The 24,370-nt window shown below is 66.0% G+C and carries 18 protein-coding genes and 1 pseudogene; 13 read left to right on the top strand and 6 right to left on the bottom strand.

Annotated elements, in window-relative coordinates; translation table 11 throughout:
- Positions 1 to 6: 6 nt before the first annotated feature.
- On the bottom strand, positions 7 to 1,152 hold the full coding sequence (locus ACQP1G_RS19670) for a serine hydrolase domain-containing protein (RefSeq protein ID WP_433206314.1): 1,146 nt from the start codon (positions 1,150 to 1,152) through the stop codon (positions 7 to 9).
- Between the two features lie 167 nt (positions 1,153 to 1,319).
- Here ACQP1G_RS19670 and ACQP1G_RS19665 point away from each other — a divergent pair, with 167 nt between their 5' ends.
- Entirely contained in the window at positions 1,320 to 1,604 is a 285-nt protein-coding gene (locus ACQP1G_RS19665; RefSeq protein ID WP_433206311.1) for a hypothetical protein, read from the top strand.
- A gap of 103 nt (positions 1,605 to 1,707) precedes the next feature.
- Positions 1,708 to 2,622, top strand: a complete 915-nt coding sequence (locus ACQP1G_RS19660) for a D-alanyl-D-alanine carboxypeptidase family protein (RefSeq protein WP_433206308.1) — start codon at positions 1,708 to 1,710, stop codon at positions 2,620 to 2,622.
- A 323-nt stretch (positions 2,623 to 2,945) separates the two neighbouring features.
- Here the strand turns inward: ACQP1G_RS19660 and ACQP1G_RS19655 are convergent, their stop codons facing one another.
- A complete protein-coding gene (locus ACQP1G_RS19655; protein ID WP_433206305.1) occupies positions 2,946 to 3,998 on the bottom strand; it encodes a YeiH family protein in 1,053 nt (350 codons plus the stop codon).
- A gap of 60 nt (positions 3,999 to 4,058) precedes the next feature.
- Between ACQP1G_RS19655 and ACQP1G_RS19650 the strand changes: the two genes are divergently transcribed.
- The 10 genes and pseudogenes from ACQP1G_RS19650 to ACQP1G_RS19605 all read left to right on the top strand — a co-directional run bounded on the left by ACQP1G_RS19650 (position 4,059) and on the right by ACQP1G_RS19605 (position 14,804).
- Positions 4,059 to 4,988, top strand: a complete 930-nt coding sequence (locus tag ACQP1G_RS19650; protein WP_433206302.1) for a LysR family transcriptional regulator — start codon at positions 4,059 to 4,061, stop codon at positions 4,986 to 4,988.
- Positions 4,989 to 5,110: 122 nt separating this feature from the next.
- Entirely contained in the window at positions 5,111 to 5,929 is an 819-nt protein-coding gene (locus ACQP1G_RS19645) for a GntR family transcriptional regulator (protein WP_433206299.1), read from the top strand.
- An 11-nt stretch (positions 5,930 to 5,940) separates the two neighbouring features.
- Positions 5,941 to 8,606 (top strand): annotated as a pseudogene (locus ACQP1G_RS19640) (fumarate reductase/succinate dehydrogenase flavoprotein subunit).
- Positions 8,606 to 8,833 carry a 4Fe-4S dicluster domain-containing protein gene (locus tag ACQP1G_RS19635; RefSeq protein WP_433206296.1) on the top strand — a complete coding sequence of 76 codons (228 nt, stop codon included), beginning with the start codon at positions 8,606 to 8,608 and terminating at the stop codon, positions 8,831 to 8,833. Before ACQP1G_RS19640 ends, ACQP1G_RS19635 begins: the two are co-directional and overlap by 1 nt.
- Before the next feature lie 23 nt (positions 8,834 to 8,856).
- Positions 8,857 to 10,278, top strand: a complete 1,422-nt coding sequence (locus ACQP1G_RS19630; protein ID WP_433206293.1) for an ABC transporter substrate-binding protein — start codon at positions 8,857 to 8,859, stop codon at positions 10,276 to 10,278.
- Between the two features lie 42 nt (positions 10,279 to 10,320).
- Positions 10,321 to 11,187 (top strand): ABC transporter permease, encoded by an 867-nt coding sequence (locus ACQP1G_RS19625; protein ID WP_433206290.1) that lies wholly within the window; start codon positions 10,321 to 10,323, stop codon positions 11,185 to 11,187.
- The gene (locus ACQP1G_RS19620) at positions 11,184 to 11,951 is read left to right on the top strand and encodes an ABC transporter ATP-binding protein (protein ID WP_433206287.1); all 768 of its coding nucleotides are present in this window, start codon (positions 11,184 to 11,186) and stop codon (positions 11,949 to 11,951) included. Before ACQP1G_RS19625 ends, ACQP1G_RS19620 begins: the two co-directional genes overlap by 4 nt.
- Complete coding sequence (gene fdxA, locus ACQP1G_RS19615; protein ID WP_433206284.1) at positions 11,948 to 12,283, top strand: ferredoxin; 336 nt, start codon at positions 11,948 to 11,950, stop codon at positions 12,281 to 12,283. Before ACQP1G_RS19620 ends, fdxA begins: the two co-directional genes overlap by 4 nt.
- Positions 12,280 to 13,644, top strand: a complete 1,365-nt coding sequence (locus ACQP1G_RS19610; RefSeq protein ID WP_433206281.1) for an FAD-dependent oxidoreductase — start codon at positions 12,280 to 12,282, stop codon at positions 13,642 to 13,644. The genes fdxA and ACQP1G_RS19610 overlap by 4 nt, the downstream gene beginning before the upstream one ends.
- Positions 13,645 to 13,670: 26 nt before the next feature.
- Positions 13,671 to 14,804 (top strand): Mrp/NBP35 family ATP-binding protein, encoded by a 1,134-nt coding sequence (locus ACQP1G_RS19605; RefSeq protein ID WP_433206278.1) that lies wholly within the window; start codon positions 13,671 to 13,673, stop codon positions 14,802 to 14,804.
- Positions 14,805 to 14,970: 166 nt separating this feature from the next.
- On the opposite strand, the gene ACQP1G_RS19600 is transcribed toward ACQP1G_RS19605, so the two are convergent.
- Complete coding sequence (locus ACQP1G_RS19600) at positions 14,971 to 17,184, bottom strand: protein kinase domain-containing protein (protein WP_433206275.1); 2,214 nt, start codon at positions 17,182 to 17,184, stop codon at positions 14,971 to 14,973.
- Between the two features lie 516 nt (positions 17,185 to 17,700).
- Between ACQP1G_RS19600 and mdlC the strand changes: the two genes are divergently transcribed.
- The gene (gene mdlC, locus ACQP1G_RS19595) at positions 17,701 to 19,311 is read left to right on the top strand and encodes a benzoylformate decarboxylase (RefSeq protein ID WP_433206272.1); all 1,611 of its coding nucleotides are present in this window, start codon (positions 17,701 to 17,703) and stop codon (positions 19,309 to 19,311) included.
- Between the two features lie 29 nt (positions 19,312 to 19,340).
- Here the strand turns inward: mdlC and ACQP1G_RS19590 are convergent, their stop codons facing one another.
- The 3 genes from ACQP1G_RS19590 to cobN form a co-directional block, all read right to left on the bottom strand.
- Complete coding sequence (locus ACQP1G_RS19590) at positions 19,341 to 19,580, bottom strand: hypothetical protein (RefSeq protein ID WP_433206269.1); 240 nt, start codon at positions 19,578 to 19,580, stop codon at positions 19,341 to 19,343.
- A gap of 232 nt (positions 19,581 to 19,812) precedes the next feature.
- Positions 19,813 to 20,343 (bottom strand): hypothetical protein, encoded by a 531-nt coding sequence (locus tag ACQP1G_RS19585; protein WP_433206266.1) that lies wholly within the window; start codon positions 20,341 to 20,343, stop codon positions 19,813 to 19,815.
- Between the two features lie 171 nt (positions 20,344 to 20,514).
- Positions 20,515 to 24,234: a cobaltochelatase subunit CobN gene (cobN, locus tag ACQP1G_RS19580; RefSeq protein WP_433206264.1), complete on the bottom strand. Its 3,720-nt coding sequence runs from the start codon at positions 24,232 to 24,234 to the stop codon at positions 20,515 to 20,517.
- Positions 24,235 to 24,370 lie beyond the last annotated feature (136 nt).

Genomic DNA, 24,370 nt, shown 5'->3' with positions numbered 1-24,370 from the left:
CCACGGTTACGCCGAGCAGATCGCGGCATCGCGGGCGTCGCCCAGGGCTGCCACGAATTGCGCTGTGGGCGGCTGCAAATTGGTGGTCAGGGTCACCGCGCGACGGTCGGCTGTTACGCCACCCGTCGTTACGAAACCAGGGGCGCTGCCGCCGTGTCCCCACACCTCCAATCCACACGACAACTCATAGCGGAACAAGCCGAGGCCAGCCCCCTGCAGGCCGGGCAGCGGCAAATCACTCGGCACGGTGCGTTTCATTTCCGACAGCAGCTGGGGCGGTAGTAGCCGTCCGTCGAGCAGCGCGAGAAAGAAGCGGTTGAGTTCCGCGCCGGTCGAGACGAGCGCGCCATCGGCTCCCCCGACACCGTAGGCATCCAGTTCCGTTGCCTCCGTGAGCTGTCCGTCGACGAGGTCGTAACCGTGAGCATAGGGTGTCCGCAGCGTTGATTCGCCGGGCTCGGGATAGTACGTCGACGTCAAGTGCAAGGGTTCGATGATTCGCTCGGTGATCTCGGTCTGGACCGTCCGGCCGGTGACCCGCTCGATAAGCATGCCCGCCAGCAGATAGCTGGTATTCGAGTACTCCATTCTCGTACCCGGCTCACCCAGTGCAGCTTTCGTTTGCAGCGTCTCGCGGACGACTTGATCCGCTTCGAGCGGCTGGTGATGGCGGTTGCCGACGCTCTTCGAGAGCTTCGCCGGGTCGATGTAGTTGGGGATTCCGGCGGTGTGCTGCAACAGGTTTCGCACAGTTATCCGATTGCCGGCGTATCCGTTGCCCTGCAACAGGCCGGGTAGGTAGCGTTCAATCGGACCGTCGAGGTCGATCTTGCCCTCGCCGACGAGTTGCAGCACGACCGTGGCGACGAAGGTCTTGGTATTGCTGGCAATGCGGATGCGAGCGTCGTCGGAGAATGGCTGACCGGTCGCGAGATCGCCGACTCCGGCAGCGCGGAAGGAGTTGTGGCCGTTCTCGGTGACGACCATCTGAAGTCCCGGAACACTCTGCTGCAGTATCCGATCGATCGCCTGCGTCAGCTCGGCTGAGTATGCCCGCGGCGCGGGATCATCGGATCGGCCACACGCCGTTGCGCTCGTGAGCAGTGCTGCGACAGCGGCGGTGTGGAATATGAATGACCGGACGGAGTTCACGATTGCCACGGTAGTGCGGCCGAATGCGGCCGCGCGATCGCGCCAGCATCCGAATTCCAGGTATCGCAGGCGATGTCGAGAAGGTGTCACCAGCACTACGTCTGCCGGACCGATGAGTGTCGGCGCCGGAGTGTCTGTATTCCAAACCCACGAAGCGAGGAGTCGACGTGGACGCACCGGCTGTCGACACCGAGGAATTCATGACTCTCGCCCAGCAGTACCGCCCCGAGCTGATCGCACACTGCCATGGCATGCTCTCGCCCGAGGACGCCGTAGGCGATGTATTGGCGGGCCCGGCGCGCCTACGGGCAGTTCGAGGGGCGCTACGGCTGCGGCTGCGGCTGTATCGAATCGCCACCAATGGGCGCGGAGACGCGAGAGCATCGGTTGCCTTGGCTGCCATGAATGAATCCACGGACAGCGTAGGCGCCGTGGAACCGCCATATCCTTGACAGACGTCCTGAATTAGCCAATGGCTTGCTGTCGCCGAAACGGCGAGGTAATTCGGCCAGTGAAATCCCACTGGTTGACGGATTCGCACGGCAGAATGTGGCCATGCGAACATTTGCCCAATTGTTGCGGACTGCCGTCGTGGGGGCGTTGGTCGTGGTAGCCGGTCACGGTGTCGCGGCCGCCCCCGCCGCGAGCGACGCCCATATTCAGTTGCCCTGGCCGACTCCCGAGCCGGCCGCAGTGCAGGCTTCGGGGGCAGCGCTGGCAGACGGAATCACCGGCACGGTGCTGTGGTCGCGCGAGCCGAACACCCCGGTCCCGATAGCCAGCATCGCGAAGGTTATGACCGCACTGGTCGTGATCAACGCCGGCGACCTCGACCGGACCATTACCGTGCCGCAAGAAATCATCGCCTACGGCACCAAGTACGACGGAAGCAACGCAGGCCTGGTCCCCGGCGAGGTGCTCACCGCGCGACAGCTCCTATACGCGATGATGCTGCCGTCCGGCTGCGACGCCGCCTATGCCCTTGCCGAGGCCTACGGGCCCGGCCAAGACGGCTTCATCGCCAAAATGAACGATACCGCGCATCAAATGGGCCTGGCGGGAACATATTTCACTGATCCCAGCGGACTGCCCGCCCCCACTGACTACTCCACCTACTCCACACCGGCGGACCTGGTGGCCCTCGGCCTACGCGCGATGAGCCTGCCAGTGTTCCGCGACATCGCCGGGTCGCAGAGCTATCACCTGCCCGCCGGCCCGGACAACCGCGCTCACCTCTGGCGGACCACGAACAAGATGCTGCACGACTATCCCGGCACTATCGGCATCAAAACCGGATCCACCGACGCTGCGGGAACCTGCCTGCTGTTCGAGACGGTCAGGGCAGGAATACCGCTGATCGGTGTGGTCCTGCACAGCTCACCCGACAGCGGCGTCGCCGCAAAGGACGACGCCGAGCGCATGTTGAACTGGGCCTACGACCCGATCCTGAGCGCGCTGCGGATCGGTTAGCGCCGAACGCGGCCCAGCGAAAGGCTTCCCAACTAGCTAGGCCAGGCCAGTAGCGAGGTCACCGAGCGCCACTACACCGAGCCGACTTACGAAGGACCTGACGTCCGACAGGATCTCGACGACTTCGGCTGAAAACATGGAGTGAACACGGACCAGGCCCGGACTTGGGCCTGGTCCCTTCGTCCTGAACCCGCTTTGCTGCCTCATTCCACCTGGTCAGAGCGACGAGGCAACCGCCGGCCACAGCGGGTTCGGAAGACTTGCTTCCACATTGGCGAAATCCGTCGGATTTCATCCAGCTTCGTTCCGAGCACGACCAACCATCACCGCCAGCCCGTGGCGGTCTGGAGAGCAAGGCTGCTCACGGCCAACGTCACCGCAAGCACCCCGCCGAACAGCAGGGGGCGCGCACCCGTCGTGCGTAGTTGGTGCCAGGTGAGGGCGGCGCCGAGGGCCGCGAGTACCGCCGCGATGAGCCAGGCGCTGAGTTGGGCGAGCGGAGCCGTCCACGAGGCGGGTACCAGGCCGAATCCCGCGACGATCGATGCCACCGCGAACAGTGCGACGAAGAGCGGAAAGCTCTGCCGCAGTGATGCTTCAGTGTCCTGTCGGCGTCGGGTGAGATACAGCCCGAGACACATCGGCACGATCGTCAGACTGCGGACGAGTTTCACGATCACGGCGAAATGCGCTGCGGCCGGGCCGAATATAACCCCAGCGGCGAGCACCGAAGAGGTGTCGTTGATGGCCGTCCCGGCCCATAGCCCGAACGCCTCCTGAGACATCCCGAGCAACCGCCCGAGGGGCGGATAAACCAGCACCGCAACGATATTGAATACGAAGATGGTCCCCAGGGCGTAGCCGACCCGTTCCCGGTCGGGCTTGATGACCGCAGTGGCGGCGGCGATCGCGGATGCACCGCAGATCGTCGTACCGACCGCCACCAGCGTCGCCGAGTCCCGGTCCAAGGCGAGCATTCGGCCGACCACCACCGCGGCCACCGCACCGACGACCAAGGTGCCTACCAGCACGACAGCGGTCCGCCGCCCCACGGTCAGCACCGACCCGATCGGCAGTCCGAGGCCGAGCAGGACGATCGCCGCGCCGAGCACCCGCTGCCGTGTCAGCGCCAATCCGGGCGCGAAAACCCCTGTCTCGGTGACGGTTCCCCGCGCCAGCGCGCCGAGGGCCGCGCCGACGAACAGGGCGATGATCGGCGCGCCCACCATCGGCACGGCGCGGCCGAGCACGGTGGCGACCGTCGCCACCGCGGCAGCGAGCAGGATCCCCGGAAGATTTCGGCGTAGCCACATCATCTTTCTCACGATCACGACCGAGCCGCCGTGCCGGTAGCCGCCGATCCGAACGGAGCTCATAAGCACGGCTGATGCCCCAGGAGCTGCCGGATCCCCCCGACCAGCCCATAATCGTTGCCCATGAGCCTGCCACCCGGCACACCCGACCTGGACGTTCTCGATCTGCTGGTCTCCGTCGCGGAGCTCGGCAGTCTCGGCGCGGCCGCGCGTAGGCACGGCATCACCCAACCCGCCGCGAGCATGCGGATCAGTGCGCTGGAACGTCGCCTGCGGATGCAACTCCTGGCGCGCGGGCCCTCGGGTTCCGAACTGACCGATGCGGGCCGCGCCGTCGTCGCGCATGCGCTGCCGGTGCTGGAGGCAGCGCGGTCGTTCGTGGAGGGCGTGGCCGCGCTGCACCGCACCGATACCTCGCGGCTGCGCGTCGCGGCCTCCAAGACCATCGCCGATCATCGGATCCCCCAGTGGCTCAACGCGTTACGGGCCACCTGTCCTGAGGTGACGGTGGCACTGGAGGTGGCGAACACGCGGCAAGTGGAGGCGCTGGTGCGTGACGCGGAGGCCGATCTCGGCTTCGTGGAGGGACCGCATCCGCCGCGCGGCCTCGGCGGCCGAGCCCTCGGTGTGGACGAACTGGTCGTCGTGGTCGCACCGACGCATCCCTGGGCACGTCGGCGCAAGTCGGTGACGCTGCGCGAGCTCGCCACCACCGCGCTGCTGTGGCGTGAGCCGGGGTCGGGGACAAGGGAAACCGTGTGGGAAATCCTCAGCGCCGAATGTCGGCCCGCCGCGCCCGCTGCCGAACTCGGCTCGGCGGTGGCGATCGTCGCGGCCGCGTGCAGTGGTGTCGCGCCCGCGGTATTGAGCAGACTGATCGCCGCCTCATCGCTGGCGGCGGGCATGCTCGTCGCGGTCCCCGTGGCCGCACCGGTCGTGTTGACGAGGAAGTTCCGTGCGGTCTGGCGGCGACAGCAGCCGCCGTCGGGACCCGCCGAAATTCTGGTCAAACATGCGGCACACCTGGAAGCACATCGATCTGCCAACTGGTGATACTCCGATCAGCGCTGATATCTGTGCAGGTAGAGGCCTCGCATCACGGTCGGCAACTGGCGTAACCAATCGGTAATTGCGCGAAACGTCGCGCGTAACCAATCGTTCGCAGCATTTGCCGCATGACAGGCAGAACGTATTCGGGATATCCGGCCCGGGCAGGCACCCCGGATCCGCGCACCGGCAGGCGTTCGGCTCCGGCCCGTCGCATCCGGGACATCTTGCGGGCTCGCATCCGCAGCGGGGTCTACGGAAATCGACCACTACCGTCGGAGTCGCAGTTGGCGGCCGACTTCGGGACCAGCCGCAATATCGTGCGCGACGCGCTGGCCCTGATCCGCGACGAGGGCTTGGTCGACCGGGTGCCCGGCGCGGGCACTTTCGTGGTCTCGGACAAGGTGGTGCAGGGACTGGACCGGTTGCGCGGTCTGGCCGAAACCTTCGAGACCGGCAGCGATCGCGTCGTCAACCGCGTGTTGCTGGCCGAAGTGATACCCGCGACACCGATCGTCGCCGAGCGGCTCGAGCTGACGGCGGGCACCGAGGTGGTCGCGCTCGAGCGGATCCGATACCTCGACGGCGTACCGCTGTCCCTGGATGCCAGCTACCTCACCGCCGATGTCGGCGCACCGCTGCTGGCGATGGACTTGGCCTGTTGCGACGTATTCGGCCTATTGGAGGCCGAACTCGGGCTGCCACTGGGTGCGGCGGCGGTCGCCATCGAAGCGGTCGCGGCCGATCCCACGGTCGCCGGACTGCTCGAAGTCCGGCCCGGTTCGCCGCTGCTGTTCCTGGAACGGCTCACCTACACCGACTCCGGTCGGCCCATCGATCTCGAGTACGTCCGCTATCGCGGCGACCGGTTCTCACTGTCGGGCCGACTGCACCGCACACCGGTCACACCGAATCGCGGTGCGGCCGTACCGAACGAAAGGGGCTGATCTCTATGTCAATGGATATCCCACCGGCCGCGCGGCGCCGGGAGCTGAGCTGCGATGTGCTCGTCGTCGGCGGCGGCACCGCGGGCACGATGGCAGCCCTGACGGCCGCAAAGCACGGCGCGAATGTACTGCTGCTCGAGAAGGCGCACGTGCGGCATTCCGGCGCGCTGGCCATGGGCATGGACGGGGTCAACAACGCCGTCGTGCCCGGTAAGGCCAGCCCGGAGGATTACGTCGCGGATATCACCATGGCCAATGACGGAATCGTCAACCAGCGCACCGTCTATCAGACCGCGACCCGCGGTTTCGAGATGGTGCAGCGGCTGGAGGGCTATGGGGTCAAGTTCGAGAAGGACGAGCACGGGCAGTACGCCGTGCGCAAGGTGCATCGCTCCGGCAGCTACGTGCTGCCGATGCCGGAGGGGCGCGATGTGAAGAAGGTGCTCTATCGGACCCTGCGGGCGCGTGACGTTCGGGCCAAGGTGACCATCAGTAATCGGGTGATGCCGGTCCGCGTGCTCACCGTCGATGGACGTGCGGTGGGCGCGGCCGGATTCGATACCCGCACCGGCGAATTCGTCACCATCGCAGCGGGCGCGGTCATCTTGGCCACGGGGGCGTGCGGCAGGCTCGGGCTGCCCGCCAGCGGCTACCTGTACGGCACCTACGAGAATCCGACCAATGCCGGTGACGGGTACGCGATGGCGTATCACGCGGGTGCGGAGCTGTCCGGCATCGAATGTTTCCAGATCAACCCGTTGATCAAGGACTACAACGGGCCCGCCTGCGCCTACGTCGCCAATCCGTTCGGCGGGTATCAGGTCAATGCCGATGGCAACCGCTTCGTCGACTGCGACTACTGGTCCGGGCAGATGATGGCCGAGGTCAAGCGGGAACTCGACAGCGCGCGCGGTCCGATCTATTTGAAGCTGAGCCATCTGGCGGATGCGACGATCCGGCAGATCGAGGGCATCCTGCACACCACCGAGCGCCCGACCCGCGGCACCTTCCACGCCGGTCGCGGCACCGATTACCGTACCCGCGATATCGAGATGCACATCTCCGAGATCGGTTTGTGCAGTGGACATTCCGCGTCCGGCGTATGGGTCGACGAGCACGCCGCGACCACCGTGCCCGGCCTGTACGCGGCGGGCGATATGGCGCTGGTCCCGCACAACTACATGATCGGGGCCTTCGTCTACGGCGATATCGCGGGCGAGAGCGCGAGCGAATACGCCAGCGGCGCACCACGCCCCGAACTGCCGTGGGATCAGATCGAGGCCGCGCACGCGCTCATCTACCGGCCGCTGAGCAATCCCGACGGTCCGCCGCAGCAGCAGGTCGAGTACAAACTGCGCCGCTTCGTCAACGATTATCTGCAACCGCCGAAGACGCAGCGCTACCTCACGCTCGGGCTGGAGGCGTTCGAGCGTATGCACGCCGATATCGCGCAGATGGGTGCGCACACACCGCATGAGCTGATGCGCTGCGCGGAGGTGACCTTCATCCGCGACTGCGCCGAGATGGCCGCGCGGGCGTCCCTGCGGCGCACCGAAAGCCGTTGGGGGCTCTACCATCAGCGCTCCGACTGGCCGCAGCGCGACGACGCCGAGTGGTTCTGCCATCTCAACCTCTTCCGCGGCGATACCGGCGTCATGCAGTTCACCACCCGGCCGGTCGAGCCCTATATCGTCCCGGTGCCCGGCTTCGTGCGCCCGGACGGTGTCGCCGATGTGGCCGCACCGGAACTGGTCGGCGCGTGGAGTGCCCGATGAGCGCCCGGCTGCTGCAACTGATGGAGATGGCCGAGCAGTGGCCGGAACTCGACGAGTTGCGACCGTTTCTGGCCGACCCGGATCCGGAGGTCCGGCGCACCGCGCTCTCGGTGCTGAGCGAGACCACCGAGGAGTGGGCCCCGGCCTCGCCGATCATCGCGGCCGCGCTGGCTGATCCGGATGTGACGGTGCGGCACGCCGCCATCGGTTTGCTGACCGAACTGCTCGAAGTGCTGGTGCCGAGCGCGGAATTCGATGCGGCACTGCGCGGATGCGTCGACGCCGAGGAACCTGCGGTCCGCTCGGCGGCGATCGAGGCGCTGTGGCGACATCGCCGCACCGAAGCCGCCGAATTGTCCGGCTGGTTGGCCGATCCCAACGTGGCGGTGCGCTCCACCGTGGTCGGCGGCTTGACCTCGGTCGACGCGCTGGCCGAACTCGACGCCGCCGCGGCCGACGCGGCACCGCTGGTACGTATCGCCATCGCCAAAGGCATAGCGGCAGTGGGGGATCCGCGCGGCGCAGTGAGGCTGATCGGCTTGGCGGGCGACCCCGACCCGCTGGTGCGCGCGGCCGCGCTGGCCGGGTTCGCGCAGACCGGGTGCGGCGACGAGGCGGCGGTTGTAGCTGCCACGGCGCTGGGTGATCCGGCCTGGCAGGTCCGCCAGGGCGCCGCGATCGCACTCGCGGTCGCCGACCCGGATACCGCTGCACCCCATCTCATCTCGGCTGTCACCGATGACAACCTCGATGTCCGCAAGGCGGCCGTGCGCGCGCTGGCCGAGCGGATCGCCACTCGTCCCGAGGTCGCTGCCGCCCTCCGCACAGCCATGGAGGACCCGGACGCCGATGTCCGCGCCTTCGCCCGCATCGGCATTGCCAACTCTGGAAAGGAAACCTGATGGCCCAGGTCAACACTCGCATCGACGTGCCGGTCACGGTCGACGAAACGAAATGTATCGATGGCTGCACACTGTGCGTCGATATGTGCCCGCTGGATTCGCTGGCGATCCACCCGGATACCGGTAAGGCGTACATGCACGTCGACGAATGCTGGTACTGCGGCCCGTGTGCCGCGCGCTGCCCGGTCGGGGCCGTGACCGTCGACATCCCGTATTTGCTGCGCTGACCACCAGGGATGAGGACACCACGATGAGGACACCAACCATCCGGCGGATCGCGCTGCTGCTCGGTGCGGCAACCGCGGCCACTGTGGTCGCGGGCTGCGGCACACCGGACGACGGCAAGACGATCACGGTGAATATCGGCTATCAGTCCAAGACGATCAATACCGTCACCGCGGGCACACTGCTGCGCGATCGGGGCACCTTCGAAGCCGAACTGGCCGAACTCGGAAAGCCGAAAGGCCTGACGTACAAGGTGGAATGGAAGGATTTCGCCTCCGGTCCGCCGCTGACCGCGCAGATGCTGGCGGGTCAGGTGGATATCGGCTCCATGGGCGATGCCCCGATTCTGGTCAACGGGTCCAAGACCCGCGACCACTCGGACGTCCGTTCCGAGCTGATCGCGGTGACCGGCTACAACCTGCGCGGTTCGCTGAACCAGATCGTCGTTCCGGTGGATTCACCCGCCGCCAGTCTGGCCGATCTGCGCGGTCGGGTGGTCTCGACGAGTGTCGGGTCGGCCGCGCACGGCATGCTCGTCACCGGCCTGTCCGGTGCCGGGCTAACCGTGGACGACGTGAAATTGCTCGGCCAGGACCCCGCGGTAGGCGCGTCGGCCCTGCAGGGCGATCAGGTGTCCGCGCTGGCGCAGTTCGTGCCATGGCCGCAGAAACTCGTCTTCGACGGCAAGGCACGCTTGCTGTACGACGGTGGCGCCGCGAACATTCCGACCTTCCACGCGGTGGTCGCGAACAAGAGTTTCGATACGAAGAACCCCGATATCGTCGGCGCCTTCCTCGCTGCGCAGCGCGAAACCACGGACTATCTCAACCAGCATCCCCTGGCCGCGGCCCAGCGCGTCGCCGAGATCACCGGCATCCCAGCGGAAGTCGTCTACCTCTACAACGGCCCCCATGGACTGGTGAACTTCGATCCGACGATCAAGCCGCAGCTGATCGACGCGCTCGGCAAACTACTGCCTTTCCTGAAGGGACTCGGTGCGCTGGCCGATCTGAATCTCGGTGAATTCGTGAACGACCAGTACGTGCGGGCGCTCTACGGCCCCGATTACGACAGACAACAGGCTTCGACCACCTCGCCGAGCCCATTGACCGGGACGGACACCGTCTGCGGCGGCGCCGTCGACAATCCGGCGACCGCGTCGGAGGTGTGGTTCAAGGGCGCGGACGCCACCGAGGTCGCCAAGACCGCGACCTGCCTGCTGCGTCTGATCGCCCGGCACGACGGGCAGGTCCGGGTCGCGTATGTGCCCGACACCGCCACGGGCAGCCGGATCTTCGCGGCCGCCGCCACCTGGGTGAGCGATCCGGCGGCGGGACCCGATGAACGGTTACGCCCCTTCGCGGTCAAGGCCGACGCCCAGACGTACGCGAACAGCCATCCGGGCAGTGCTGTCCTCGACTACCAGGCGGCTCTGCTCGCCCGCTGACCACACAACGCACGCGGACATCTTCGAAAGGCAGGACCCGCGATGACCCTATCCGCGCAAACGATCCCCCTGGCCCCCACGTCGACACGCGATACCGAAGTGCTCGCGCGTTCGACAGCTCGCGGCTTCGCGGTGCCCACCCGACTGCGGACAGCGTTGCTGACCGCGGTGCCCTTGGCCGCGCTCCTACTGCTGTGGTATCTGCTCACCGCCAACCAGGTGGTGTTCTGGTTGCGCTTCGACAAGATCCCGACCCCCGCCGAGGTGTTCGACTCGTTCCGGACACAGGCGGGCACCCACTCCTACTACAGCAACATCACCTCCAGCATGCGCCGGATCCTGATCGGGTTCGGGCTGGCCACCGTGGCCGGGGTGTTGATCGGTATGGCGATCGGACGCTCGCCGCTGGTCAATGCGCTGGTGCGGCCGGTGCTCGAGGTCTTCCGGCCGATCCCGGCGATCGCCCTGGTGCCCCTTGCGATTCTGCTGTTCCCCACCGGGGAGCAAGGCATCGTCTTCATCACCTTCTTCGCGGCGTTCTTCCCCGTCGCGGTCAGCACGATCCACGCCATGCACGCATTGCCCCGTGTCTGGGAGGAGGCGGCCCGCACGCTGGGGGCCGGGCGGTTCGCGATCCTGTTCCGCATCGCACTGCCGGGCGCGCTTCCGGGGATCTTCTCCGGGCTCTCGGTCGCCATGGGCGTCGCCTGGATCTGCGTGATCAGCGCTGAGATGATCTCCGGCCAGTTCGGCATCGGGTATTTCACCTGGCAGTCCTACGGCCTGCTGGATTATCCGGGGGTGGTGGTCGGCATGCTGAGCATCGGCGTGCTCGGATGGGCGACCGCCTGGCTGGTGGAGGTCGTCGGGCGGCGGGTCAACCGCTGGCTGCCGAGGGCAGTGCGATGAGCGCGGGAGCGGCCGTGCGCATGCGGGGATTGCGCATCGCCTACGACGGAATCCTCACCGCGGAAGTGGATCTCGACATCGATCCGGGCGAGATCGTGGTGCTGCTGGGGCCGTCCGGATGCGGTAAGTCCACGATTCTGCGCGCCATGGCCGGACTGCTGACACCGGTGGGCGGCACGGCGGAAGTGGACGGCGGCAGTGGTGAACAGTGCGCGATGGTCTTCCAGGAAGACGCGCTGCTGCCGTGGCGCAGTGCGCGCAGGAACGTGGAGTTCGCGTTGCGGCTACGTGGTGTTGCGCGTGGTCGGCGCCGCGGCGAGGCACTCGAGTTGCTGGATCAGGTGGGGCTCAACGGGTTCGGCGACCATCTGCCCGGCGCGTTGTCCGGCGGTATGCGTCAGCGGGTGCAGCTGGCGCGCACGCTGGCCACCCAACCGCGGGTGTTGCTCATGGACGAACCCTTCGGCGCGTTGGACGCCCAGACCCGCGCCGACATGCAACGGCTGCTGATCTCGGTGTGGCAGCGGCATCGGACGACGGTGCTGTTCGTCACCCACGATGTGGACGAGGCACTGCTGCTCGCCGACCGCATCGTGCTGCTGACCCCGCGTCCGGCCCGGATCCAGCGGGTCATCGACATCGACAACCCGCGTGCGCCCGGTGCGCGCTTCGAACCCGAATTCGCCCGTAGGCGATACGAAATCCTGGCGGCGCTCGGTGAGGACGCCGAATTGGCCGCCGCGACAACAGTGGAGGCATCATGACCTTCGTAATCGGTGCCGCCTGCGTCGATGTGATGGACCGGGCGTGCGTGGAGGAATGCCCGGTGGACTGTATCTACACCGGCGGACGCATGGCCTATATCCATCCGACCGAATGCGTGGATTGCGGTGCGTGCGAACCGGTCTGCCCGGTGGAGGCGATCTACCTCGATGCGGATATTCCGCCCGACCAGCAACAGTTCGTCATGGAGAACGCACGATTCTTCGCCGAACCACTGCCGGGCCACGACGCGGCGCTCGGTTCGCCGGGAAGTGCGGCGAAACTGGGTGAGGTCGGCTCCGATACGGCGTTCGTGGAGGCGTTTCAACCATGACCGGACGTCCGTTGCGGGTGGCGATCGTTGGTGCCGGACCGGCCGGAATCTACACCGCCGACGCCCTGATGAAATCCGACACCGAAGTGAGCATCGACCTGTACGAGCGCTTGCCCGCGCCGTTCGGCCTGATCAGATATGGTGTTGCACCGGACCATCCGCGTATCAAGGGCATCATCACCGCCCTGCACAAGGTGCTCGACAGACCTCAGGTGCGCCTGTTCGGCAATACCGAGTACGGCACGGATATATCGCTCGACGATCTGCGCACGTTCTACGACGCCGTGATCTTCTCCACCGGCGCGAATACCGATCGGGCACTGGATATTCCGGGCATCGAACTGGGTGGGTCCCATGGGGCGGCGGATTTCGTGTCCTGGTACGACGGGCACCCGGATGTGCCGCGTACCTGGCCGCTGGATGCGGAGAAGGTCGCGGTACTCGGCGTCGGCAATGTCGCCTTGGATGTGGCACGGATATTGGCCAAGACCGCTGATGAGTTGTTACCCACCGAGATTCCACCGAATGTCTACCAGGGCCTGACGCAGAACAAGGCCGTCGAGGTGCACGTATTCGGCCGCCGCGGCCCGGCGCAGGCGAAGTTCACTCCGCTGGAACTGCGCGAGTTGGATCACTCGGCGACCATCGAGGTAGTCGTCGACCCCGAGGATATCGACTACGACGAAGGCTCCGAGCAGGCGCGGCGACAGTCCAAACAGGTCGATATGGTGGCGAATACCTTGGAGCAGTGGGCGATTCGCGATATCGGCCATCGTCCGCACAAGTTGCTTCTGCACTTCTTCGAATCGCCCGCGGAGATTCTCGGAGAGAACGGCCGGGTCGTCGGGCTGCGCACCGAACGCACCCAACTCGACGGCAGCGGAAATGTGAAGGGCACCGGCGTATTTCGGGAATGGCCGGTGCGGGCGGTCTACCGTGCCGTCGGCTACCTATCGCAGGATCTTCCGAAACTGCCGTTCGACGAGCGCGCGGGAGTCGTCCCGAACGAGGCTGGTCGGGTCCTGATCGACGAGGACGCCATCGCGGCCGCACGATACCTGCCCGGCGTGTATGTCACCGGTTGGATCAAGCGCGGCCCGATCGGGCTGATCGGCCACACCAAGGGCGACGCCAACGAGACCGTGGCCTGCCTGCTCGACGACACCGCGCACCTCTCGGGCGCGGCCGAACCCGACCCCGGCGCGGTCACCGCGTTCCTGGCGAACAAGGGCATTCCGTTCACCACCTGGCAGGGCTGGTACCGCCTGGACGCCCACGAACGCGCCCTCGGTGCGGACGAGGGGCGCGAGCGCGTGAAGGTCGTCGAACGCGCCAGCATGCTCCGGACCAGTCTGGGATAGCGCCGACTCCTGACGAAAGTGAGTCCATGATGACCACATCCGTACCACCGCCGACCCACGAATTGATCCTGCTGGCATTGAGCCGGGTCGAGGATCCCGAGATCCGTCGCCCGATCACCGAACTCGGTATGGTCGGCCGCGTCGACATCGGCGCCGGTCAGGTCACCGTCGAAATCCTGCTGACCGTGGCCGCATGCCCACTGCGGGAGCGGATATCGCGTGAAGTTCGCGACGCGGTCCTCGATATCGGTCACATTGCCTCGGTGCGTGTGGAATTCGGCGTCATGACCGACGACCAGCGGGCCACGCTGCGCAAGAAGGTGCACGGCGACGAACCCGTCATACCCTTCGCTCAACCGGATTCGCTGACCCGGCTCTACTGTGTCGTCTCGGGTAAGGGTGGCGTCGGAAAATCGAGTGTCACGGTGAATCTGGCCGCCGCCATGGCTGCGCGTGGCTTGCGCGTCGGCATACTCGACGCGGATATCCACGGTCATTCGATACCGGGCATGCTCGGCTTGGACGCTCGGCCCGTTCAGGTGGATCGCATGCTGCTGCCGCCAAGCGCTTACGGTGTGCAGGTCATCTCCATCGGTATGTTCGTCGAGGGCAACAAACCCGTCGTCTGGCGGGGTCCGATGCTGCATCGGGCACTGCAGCAGTTCCTCGTCGATGTCCATTGGGGCGATCTGGATGTCCTGCTGGTCGATCTGCCGCCCGGCACCGGTGATATCGCTATCTCGCTCGCCCAGTTGCTGCCGACCGCGGAACTGCTCGTGGTCACCACACCGCAGCAGACCGCGGCCCGCATCGCCGAACGCGCCGGTGCGGTCGCTGCACAGACGAAACAGCGTGTGGTCGGCATCGTCGAGAACATGTCGTGGTACGAGGCGCCGGACGGATCACGGCAAGAGCTGTTCGGCGCGGGCGGCGGTGCCCGGGTCGGCGCCCGCCTCGCGGCACTGCTCGACGCTGAGTGTCCGCTCCTGGGCCAGATACCCTTCGACCCCGGCGTGGGCGCGACCGGAGACGACGGCACGCCGATCGTGCTCACCGATCCTGAATCGGCGGCCGCGCAAGCCTTCCGCGAGGTGGCCGACGCACTCGCCCAGCGACCACGTGAGCTCGTTGGCCTGCGGCTCGCGGTGACACCCCGCTAGTGGAGCCACGGTGCGGGCATGTCCGGAACACCGGGCGCCGGTAGCCTGTGCGCGAGGTTTCGATCGCATTGATAGAGCGGATCAGCGCCGAGGCGAGGTGACCACCGCGCTCAGCGCAGTCGGCGGGGCGGAATCGGTGACAGGCCTGGGATCTCCCGAATGTTCGCTAGACCACCCGCTCGAGCGCGCGCAGATCTGCATCCAGCTTGCGGAACAACCAATACACGGCGACGAACGCGAGCCCGGAGGCGGCGCACAGCCCCAGAACCGAATCGCGCACCAGGGGAAGCTCCTCGGGCTCGAGGAAGCTGAATCCGGCCAGCACCGCAACCAGCGGCACCGACGCTGTTACCGCAAGATAGATCGTGGTTCTTCGACGCAGCGCACGAAGATCGGCGGAATCGCGCGCCGTTGTGCGGCTGTGGCGCAAATAGATGGGATAGACACAGCGGACGACGTAGAACGTGGAAAGGAAGAACGTGTAGGCGACAGAGATGGTGCCCGACACCAGAACGGTCAACGCCGCATGGACCAGCAGCCGCGCCGGAAGGTCGGTAAACCAGAGGATGAGCATTACCCCCGTCATGGTTGCTAGAACCGCGGCCAGCAAGGTGTTCAGCGCACACAGGTCGCCCCAAAATAGCGTTCGCGACCGCACTCGCTCGAGCATTGCCTCGTCATAGCGTCTGCCCGCGCGCAAGCCGCGCGGAACCGCAATCAAATGACGCGACATGTATGCGTAGATAACGACGGCCAGCGGCAAGGCACAGAGGAGGAAGACGATGACGCCGGTGTCGAGCTGCGTGTTGGTGGCATCGGACAGGCGCTCTCTCAGCAATCTCTGGACATGCACAGCCATGTAGACCGTAGCCAGGCTGACGCCGACCATCGAAGATAGCCACAGGATGGGGGTGGGCCATCGCGAAAGTCGTTCCCGCCAACTGTTCGGCGGCGGATAGACAAGGTCGCGGGCCCTCTCCTCGAGGCACAAGTCGAGCTGCTGGGCCAATTCCGAGCCGCACGAGTAGCGGTCTTCGCGGTTGGGCGACAGACACTTCAGCAGCACTCGGCGCAACGCCATGGGACAATCCGGCGGAAGCTCCGACAGGAAGGTCGACTCAACGGGTCTGCGCCGCAATTCGAGCATGCGGGCCAGCGACGTCTCCGAATCGCCAGCGGACGTTTCGTCCGCGAATGGTCGACGTCCCGTGAGCAATTCCCACATCATGACACCCAGCGCGAAGATGTCGCTTCGAGTGTCGAGGTCGGCGGCGGTCTCCGGCAAGTCCGGATGGCAGGCCTCGAGCTGTTCGGGCGACATGTACGCCAGTGATCCGCCGAAGTACGCCAGGGGACTCGTGCCCTTGAGGTGTTTGCTGGAGCTGACATTGAAGTCGGCCAGCTTCGGGATTCCCTCGGCGCTCAGCAGCACGTTCGCGGGTTTGATGTCCCGATGCAACACCCCTCGTTCGGATGCGTGCTGAAGCGCGTCCGCGAGTCGGCGGCCGAGCCAGGCGATCGTCTCCGGCCAGGTCAGTGCGGCGGTCCGTATCCGAATAGCGGATTCTGTTGGCCGAACCTCGCCCTTATCGGCAAGTACCTTGTCGATCGCATCGAGCAGCAGTTGCCCGCTGCGGTGTTCCGAAGGCGTCGAGCGCTGTAAGCGCAGCACGTCGAGCAGCGTTCCGCCTGGTAGGTACTGCATGTACAGCAGCTTCAGCTCACCGTCGGCGATGAGTCGCTGGTCGTAGATGCGCACGATGTACTCGTGGTCCAATTGCGCGAGCGTCTGCGGCTCAATGCCGTGGTTATGGGAAATCTTGACCGCGACCAGTCGCTGCATCGATTGTTGCCGAGCCAGATAGACCTGGGCGAAGGCGCCGGCACCGATCCTCATCAGGAGGTCGAAATCGTCGATACGGTCGCCGGCATTGATGGCGTCGAGAACAACTTGGGCACTTGGACGAGCGATCATCGTGCTGCGGTAGTCGCTGGTGAGCTGTGCGAGCTCAGGGCTGGCCGCCGTGGCGGTGGCCCCAGCGACCGTGGCAGCCGCATCGGCCGCGTGCGAACTGCGACGCAAGGCGTGGAATTCCTCGTAGACCAGATCGGCTGGCAGCGGACCGTTCTGCAGCTCGACAAATTCCGCACGGTATTCGATCAGTCGTTTGGGAAAGTTATAACGAAGCCAGCGGTATTCGAGGTCGATCTTGATGAGTTCGATCAGTATCGCGCGCCGCTCAGCCGGTTCACGGGGCAGATGCGCCGACAGGTCTGGTGGGGACCCGGACGCCCAAGCCCCGGAAAACTGGCCCACGACGGCGGCAAGCGCTGTGCGGGTTCGTTCAGCTGGATCGACCAGATCGATCGGCTCGTACATCGGCAACTCGGAGATCAGCCTCGGGCGATCACCCGGCGGCTACGTGCGATGCGGCCTATGTCGTAGATGCCCCACATTAGTTCCTTTCCGCCAAACCTCCCTGCTCAAGGGTATCGCCCCGATACGAGCGCATGGGCGGCAAAAGCGGGATCGGCCGTTGCAGACGGGAGCATCGGAGCCGCCATTTTTATTCCGAACGGGTTCACGGTCGCCGAAAGTTCTTGAACGGGAACCGGTTCGGGTTCGCGCTGTCGTCAGCGAAACAGCGTCCGATTCCGGCCGATCGGGTATCGCGACGGCGGGCTGAGAATCTGACTTCGATCCCTCCGCACAAGATCTTGATTCGGGGTAGCATCGCTTTTCGTCATTGCGCTTACACCCGCCGCCGGCAGCCTGTACTGGATTGTGTGGCATACGGCTGGAGAAAAGGCCATCGGCCGGATATTCCGATGCGCACACGATGACAGCTCGCCTGGTTTGCTGGCGCCTGCTGGCGAATGGAGCTGACCGACCACCATGACCACGAAATCGACCGTCCACAGCGTGACCTACGATTTATTGAGGTCGCTGGGCCTGACGACCGTCTTCGGTAATCCGGGATCCACCGAGGAGACCTTCCTCAAGAACTTCCCGGATGACTTCACTTACGTGCTGGGTCTGCAGGAAGCATCCGTCATCGCCATGGCGGACGCCTTCGCCCAGACCACCCGGCGTCCGGCGCTGGTGAACCTGCACTCGTCCGCGGGGCTCGGCAACAGCATCGGCAATCTCGTCGCGGCCTACCGCGGGCACACCCCGCTTATCGTCACGGCCGGCCAGCAACACCGCGAGCTGCTGATCGGCGATCCATACCTGACCAACCTCGAAGCGACGAACCTGCCCAGGCCCTGGGTGAAGTGGTCCTACGAGCCCGCGCGCGCCGAGGCCGTGCCCGAAGCGTTCATGCGTGCCTACGCGATGGCCCTGCAGCCGCCTGCGGGACCGGTGTTCCTGTCCATCCCGCTCGACGACTGGAACCACCCTATGGAAGGGCCTGCCGTGCTGCGTGATGTCAGCAGGACCTACGCGCCCGACCCCGAGCGCCTGCGGCGCTTCGCCGAGCGCATCACCGTGAGTCAGCGGCCGGCCCTGATCCTCGGGCCGGATGTGGACCGCGCGCGCGGATGGCAAGCCGGCATCGCGCTGGCCGAGAAATTGCAGGCCGCGGTCTACAGCCCGCCACTTCCGGACCGCGCCTCGTTCCCCGAGGACCACCCCCTGTACCAGGGTTCGGTCGGCATGTCGGTCAAGGCCGTCGGCGAGCGGCTCGCCGGACACGATCTCGTCGTGGTCATCGGGGCCGAGGTCTTCCGCTACTACCCCTATGTGCCCGGCGACATCCTTCCCGCTGGGACCGAACTGTTGCAGATCACGGACGACCCGGCGATGGCCGCATCGGCCCGTGTCGGTGACAGCCTGCTCGGCGATGCCCGGCTGTCGATCGAACTCCTCACCGAGCTGGTGGGTGACGGCAGCGGCCGCGCGCAGCCGAAGCCCATGCCACGGCCCCGGCGCCTGCCGGAAAACCCGAGCAGCCCGCTGACACCGGCCGAGGTCTACGCGGCGCTCAGCGAGGTCCGTCCGGAGCACGCCGTCTTCGTCAACGAGTCCACCTCGACCATGGCCCAACATGCCGAGTGGCTGCCCACCACCGAGCCCGACTCGATGTTCGCCACCGCCAGTGGTGGTATCGGCTGGGCCGCACCGGCTGCCGTCGGCGTCGCGCTCGGCGACCGGGACCGCGGTGTCACGCGTCCGGTGATCGGCCTGATCGGCGACGGCTCGTTCCAATACTCGGTCCAGGGCCTATGGACCGCGGTACAGCACAACTTGCCGATCGTGTACGTCGTGATGCGCAATCACGAGTACTCGATCCTCAAATCCTTCGCTGAGCTGGAACAGACGCCGGGTGTGCCCGGGCTCGACCTTCCTGGCCTGGACATCGCCTCCGTGGCACGGGGGTTGGGCTGCCACGCCGTCGATGTCACATCCACCGGAGACCTCGAAAAGGAGTTCAGGCTCGCGCTGGAATCCGGCACCACCACGGTCATCGTGGTGACCACCCAACCGGAGAAGGCCATGCTCTGAGGGCCACGCCTGCCGAATGCGGACTCGTGTCAGTGCAGCGGGTGACCGTCGACGGATTCGATCGGGTGCTGCATGAGGTTGCGAGCGATCGCGGAGTAGTCGATCGCGGTCCGGCTGCTGAGCCCGAACGCCTGCGCCGGGTGGAGCGGGTCGGGGTATGAGTCGAGGCCCCGGCTACCGATGTGCGTGCGCGGCTGCCCGCCGCCGTCACCGTCGAACCCGACGGCCCGAATCACTGTGTGATCCAGGTCGGTTCGGACACTCCGCATATGTTGACGCTGTATCTCGGTCTGCTCGATGTCGATTTCGAAGTGCTCGACGCGCCAGAACTCGCCGCACATCTGCGAGCGACCGCCGAACGGTTTCGGAAAGCAGCGGGCGAGAATTGAAGTGCGACGTGTCCTGAATTTCGGTAAGCGGCAACCCCGGTCGGGCTATTTCATCGAAAGCCCGGCCGAGGTCACCCGTTCGAGAGTTATCTGAACAGTTCGATTTCCCCCGTCATTGGTTGGCGCCGGCGATACCGCCGATGATTCCCCCGATGATGCAACCGGGAACGAATCCGGCGATGAAGAACAGGAGCCCGATCAGCGCGCCTACCGCGCAACCGATCAAGACACCCGCGACCGTGGTGCCCGCGTCACCGATGAACTGCAGCGGGGCCGACGCCGGTGCCGCAGCGTTGACCGGTGTCAGCGTCAATGTCGTTGCCGCGGCATCGACTTCGGGAGTGACCTGCACCTGCTGGCCCGCCACCGTCTGGAGCGTGGTCGGTACAGTGGCGACCACCGAGCCGTCGGGCGCCAGCACGGTAATGCCCGCGTCCGGCGTCAGCACGAACTTGCCGGAGGCCAGCGTGATGGTGGCATCGGAACGGTCCGTCGCCACCGCCGCGGTGTATTGGATGCCGTGATCCATCCCGTTCAGCACGGTTTCGGACGGTACTTCGGGTGAGCCATAGGCGGTGGCTGCGGTGATACCTGTCGCAGCGACGGTCAAAACCGTTGTCGCTACCAACTTTTTGATCTTCATCAGTATTTCCTCATCCAGCCGATTCGATTGTTGTTCCCCAGAAACGGACATGGGACATCAATCATCATGCGCTTCCGAAGCACACGGCGTCGACGGAATCAGGAAATCGAATTACGTTGCAAGATCAAATGATTGGAAATACACCCAGGAACTGGGGGATTGCTTTTTCCGCTATTCCAGTTCACCCTCGGTCTCCAGGTAGATCTGACGCAGTCGGTCCAGCGTCGCCTGCTCCGGACGCTCCCACAACTCCCGTTGCGCCGCCTCCAGCAGACGCTCGGCAATGCCGTGCAGCGCCCACGGGTTGGACTGCTCCATGAACTTGCGGTTCACATCATCGAAAACGTAACTCTCGGCGAGCTTTTCGTACATCCAGTCGGCCACGACACTGGTGGTCGCGTCGTAGCCGAACAGATAGTCGACGGTGGCCGCCATTTCGAAGGCGCCCTTATAGCCGTGCCTGCGCATCGCCTCGAGCCAGCGCGGGTTGACCACGCGGGCGCGGAAGACGCGCGAGGTCTCCTCCGACAGCGTGCGGGTGCGCACGGCGTCGGGGCGGGTGCTGTCGCCGATATATGCCTCCGGATTCTTGCCGGTGAGCGCGCGTACGGTGGCGACCATGCCGCCGTGGTACTGGAAGTAGTCGTCGGAGTCGGCGATATCGTGCTCGCGGGTATCGGTGTTCTTGGCGGCCACCGTGATTCGGCGGTAGGCGGTGCGCATATCGTCGGCGGCGGGGGCGCCGTCGAGGTCGCGACCGTAGGCGTAGCCGCCCCATGCGGTGTAGACCTGCGCGAGGTCGTCGTCGGTGCGCCAGCTCTTGGAGTCGATCAATTGCAGCAGGCCAGCGCCGTAGGTACCGGGCTTGGAACCGAAGATGCGGGTGGTGGCGCGACGCGCGTCGCCGTGCTCGGCGAGGTCCTTCTGAGCATGCGCTCGAACGTAATTCGCCTCCACTGGCTCGTCGAGTTCGGCGACCAGCCGGACCGCATCGTCGAGCAGTGCGAGCACGTGCGGGAAGGCGTCTCGGAAGAAGCCGCTGATGCGGACGGTGACGTCGATGCGCGGCCGACCCAACTCCTCGAAGGGGATCACCTCGAGTGTGGTGACGCGGCGGCTCGCCTCATCCCAGACCGGGCGCACACCCAGCAGCGCAAGGACTTCCGCGATGTCGTCTCCCGAGGTGCGCATGGCGGAGGTGCCCCACACCGACAACCCGACCGAGCGCGGGTACTCGCCATGATCGGCCTTGTACCGATCGAGCAGCGAATCCGCCATCGCCTGCCCGGTCTCCCAAGCCAGCCGTGACGGAACCGCCTTCGGGTCGACCGAATAGAAATTCCGACCGGTCGGCAGGACATTGATCAGACCGCGGAGCGGGGATCCACTCGGTCCGGCCGGAATGAATCCGCCGTTGAGCGCATGCAGGATCCGGTCGATCTCGATGTCCGTCTGTCGCAGGCGAGGCACCACTTCGGTGGCCGCGAATCCCAGCACGGTTCGAATTGCGGACGTGTCCGCGAGCGAATCGGTCGCAGCCGCACGCAGCGAGTCGGCGAAGGCGTCGACCAGGCCGTCGACCGCGTCGGCGGACCAGTCGGCAGCCTGCAGTCCGGTGAGCAGCTCACGCGCCTGGCGCTCGACCGCGTCGACCCGTTCGCGAGCTTCGGTACCGGATTCGTTCAGCCCCAGGGCTTCCCGCAGTCCCGGCACATTCCGTTCACCGCCCCAGAGTTGACGAGCCCGCAGCATGGCGAGCACCAGATCGAGTTCGGTCTCCCCCGCTGGCGCCTGCCCGAGCACATGCAGCCCGTCGCGGATCTGCACATCCTTGATCTCGCACAGCCAGCCGTCGACGTGCAGCAGCATGTCATCGAATACGTCCTCGTCGGGACGTTCGGCCAAGCCGAGGTCGTGGTCCATTTTCGCCGCGCGCATGAGGGTCCAGATCTGCTGGCGGATGGCGGGCAGTTTGGCCGGGTCGAGGGTGGAGATATTGGCGTGTTCGTCGAGCAGTTGCTCCAAACGCGAGATATCGCCATAGCTTTCGGCGCGCGCCATGGGCGGGATGAGGTGGTCGACGAGGGTGGCGTGGGCGCGACGCTTGGCCTGGGTGCCCTCGCCCGGATCGTTGACCAGGAACGGGTAGATCAGCGGCAGCTCACCGAGCGCTGCGTCGGTGCCGCAGGAGGCGGACATGCCGAGGGTCTTGCCCGGCAGCCACTCCAGATTGCCGTGCTTGCCCAGATGCACCATCGCGTCAGCGGCGAAACCATCCGACGCCGCGATCCACCGATAGGCGGCGAGGTAGTGGTGGCTGGGCGGCAGATCCGGGTCGTGGTAGATGGCGACCGGATTCTCGCCGAAACCGCGCGGCGGCTGCACCATCAGCACGATATTGCCGAAACGCAGTGCGGCGATGACGATTTCGCCCCTCGGATCGGCAGAGCGATCGACATAGAGTTCGCCGGGCGGCGGACCCCATGCCTCGATGACGGACGTGCGCAGATCCTCGGGCAGCGTATCGAACCAACTGGTGTACTGATCGGCGCCGATGCGGATCGGGTTGCCCTCGAGCTGTTCGGCGGTGAGCCAGTCGGGATCTTGACCGCCCGCGGCGATCAGCGCGTGGATCAGCGCGTCGCCATCGCGTTCAGCGAGGCCGGGCACCTCGCCGTCGGAACCGAAATCGTAACCGGTCGAACGCATCTCGGTGAGCAGTCGGATCGCGCTCGCCGGGGTATCCAGGCCGACCGCGTTGCCGATGCGGGCATGTTTGGTCGGGTAGGCCGACATCATGATCGCGATGCGTCGCCGTTCGGCCGGGATGTGGCGCAGCCGCGCGTGCCGGACCGCGATACCGGCGACCCGCGCCGCACGCTCGGGATCGGGCACGTAGGCGGACAGGCCGTCGGCGTCGAATTCCTTGAAGGAGAACGGAACCGTGATGATGCGGCCGTCGAATTCCGGGACGGCCACCTGGGTGGCGACGTCCAGTGGCGAGAGCCCGTCGTCGTTGGCCTCCCACTGGGCGCGCCCACTGGTGAGGCACAGGCCCTGCAGGATCGGCACATCCAGTTCGGCGAGGGCCGCGACATCCCAGGCTTCATCGTCACCACCGGCCGACGCGCTCGCGGGCTTGGTGCCGCCCGCGGCGAGCACCGTCACGACCAGAGCGTCTGCCGTGCTCAGGGTTTCGAGCAGTTCCGGCTCGGCGGTGCGCAGCGACGCGCAGTACAGCGGCAGCGCCTTCGCGCCCGCGTCCTCGATCGCGGTGCACAACGCGTCGATGTAGGCGGTGTTCCCCGCGAGATGTTGTGCACGGTAATAGATCACGGCCACTGTCGGCGGTTGCTCGGCGTCCGGGCCGGACTCGGGCCGTGATGCGTCGGCTGGCGCGCTCGGACCGCGGTGCGCGTCGGGGTCACCAGCGGCCGGATCGGAATCCGACGCGAGGTTACGTGGTGTGCGCGGCAATTCGCCCCAACTCGGCAGTTGCACCGGCGGCTCGAAGCCGTGGCCGGTGAGCAGCACCGTATCCGAGAGGAAGTTGTGCAACTGCCGCAGGTTTTCCGCGCCACCGGCGGCGAGGTAGTTGTGCGCGTCGGCGGCCACCCCGCCGGGCACCGTCGAACATTCCATCAACTCGGCATCGGGCGCGATCTCACCACCGAGCGCCACCATCGGCACACCGCTGGCACGCACCGCCTCGAGCCCGTCCTCCCAGGCCCGCTTGCCGCCGAGGATCCGCACGATCACCAGATCGGCGCCGTCGAGCAACGCGGGCAGGTCCTCGACCAGCAGTCGAGCCGGATTCCCCCACCGATACTCCGCACCGCTCGCAAGCGCGCTCAACAGATCGGTATCGGACGTCGACAGCAGCAAAATCACAGGTGGCAGCCTTCCTCGGGTGACGCGCCCATCGGTTACGGTGCTCGCCGGAGAGGGTCTGGCTGTTGACAGTGGCGCGACCGCACCGGAGTTCCACCGGTTTCCTCATCGCCCGCCGAGCACCCAGATGCTATCT

Source organism: Nocardia sp. CA-107356 (genome assembly GCF_050946365.1).
In the GTDB taxonomy this organism is placed as follows: domain Bacteria; phylum Actinomycetota; class Actinomycetes; order Mycobacteriales; family Mycobacteriaceae; genus Nocardia.
The sequence above is the reverse complement of the archived record's forward strand: the minus strand, read 5'-3'. Positions and strand labels throughout refer to the sequence as shown.

Bases quoted from the DNA above. Each gene is read 5' to 3' on its own strand.
- ACQP1G_RS19620 (WP_433206287.1), top strand. From the start codon at position 11,184: ATGAGCGCGGGAGCGGCCGTGCGCATGCGGGGATTGCGCATCGCCTAC.
- ACQP1G_RS19605 (WP_433206278.1), top strand. From the start codon at position 13,671: ATGATGACCACATCCGTACCACCGCCGACCCACGAATTGATCCTGCTG.
- ACQP1G_RS19645 (WP_433206299.1), top strand. From the start codon at position 5,111: ATGACAGGCAGAACGTATTCGGGATATCCGGCCCGGGCAGGCACCCCG.
- mdlC (WP_433206272.1), top strand. From the start codon at position 17,701: ATGACCACGAAATCGACCGTCCACAGCGTGACCTACGATTTATTGAGG.
- ACQP1G_RS19590 (WP_433206269.1), bottom strand. From the start codon at position 19,580: ATGCGGAGTGTCCGAACCGACCTGGATCACACAGTGATTCGGGCCGTC.
- ACQP1G_RS19600 (WP_433206275.1), bottom strand. From the start codon at position 17,184: ATGTACGAGCCGATCGATCTGGTCGATCCAGCTGAACGAACCCGCACA.
- ACQP1G_RS19660 (WP_433206308.1), top strand. From the start codon at position 1,708: ATGCGAACATTTGCCCAATTGTTGCGGACTGCCGTCGTGGGGGCGTTG.
- ACQP1G_RS19610 (WP_433206281.1), top strand. From the start codon at position 12,280: ATGACCGGACGTCCGTTGCGGGTGGCGATCGTTGGTGCCGGACCGGCC.
- ACQP1G_RS19650 (WP_433206302.1), top strand. From the start codon at position 4,059: ATGAGCCTGCCACCCGGCACACCCGACCTGGACGTTCTCGATCTGCTG.
- ACQP1G_RS19635 (WP_433206296.1), top strand. From the start codon at position 8,606: ATGGCCCAGGTCAACACTCGCATCGACGTGCCGGTCACGGTCGACGAA.
- ACQP1G_RS19625 (WP_433206290.1), top strand. From the start codon at position 10,321: ATGACCCTATCCGCGCAAACGATCCCCCTGGCCCCCACGTCGACACGC.
- ACQP1G_RS19655 (WP_433206305.1), bottom strand. From the start codon at position 3,998: ATGAGCTCCGTTCGGATCGGCGGCTACCGGCACGGCGGCTCGGTCGTG.
- ACQP1G_RS19585 (WP_433206266.1), bottom strand. From the start codon at position 20,343: ATGAAGATCAAAAAGTTGGTAGCGACAACGGTTTTGACCGTCGCTGCG.
- ACQP1G_RS19630 (WP_433206293.1), top strand. From the start codon at position 8,857: ATGAGGACACCAACCATCCGGCGGATCGCGCTGCTGCTCGGTGCGGCA.
- fdxA (WP_433206284.1), top strand. From the start codon at position 11,948: ATGACCTTCGTAATCGGTGCCGCCTGCGTCGATGTGATGGACCGGGCG.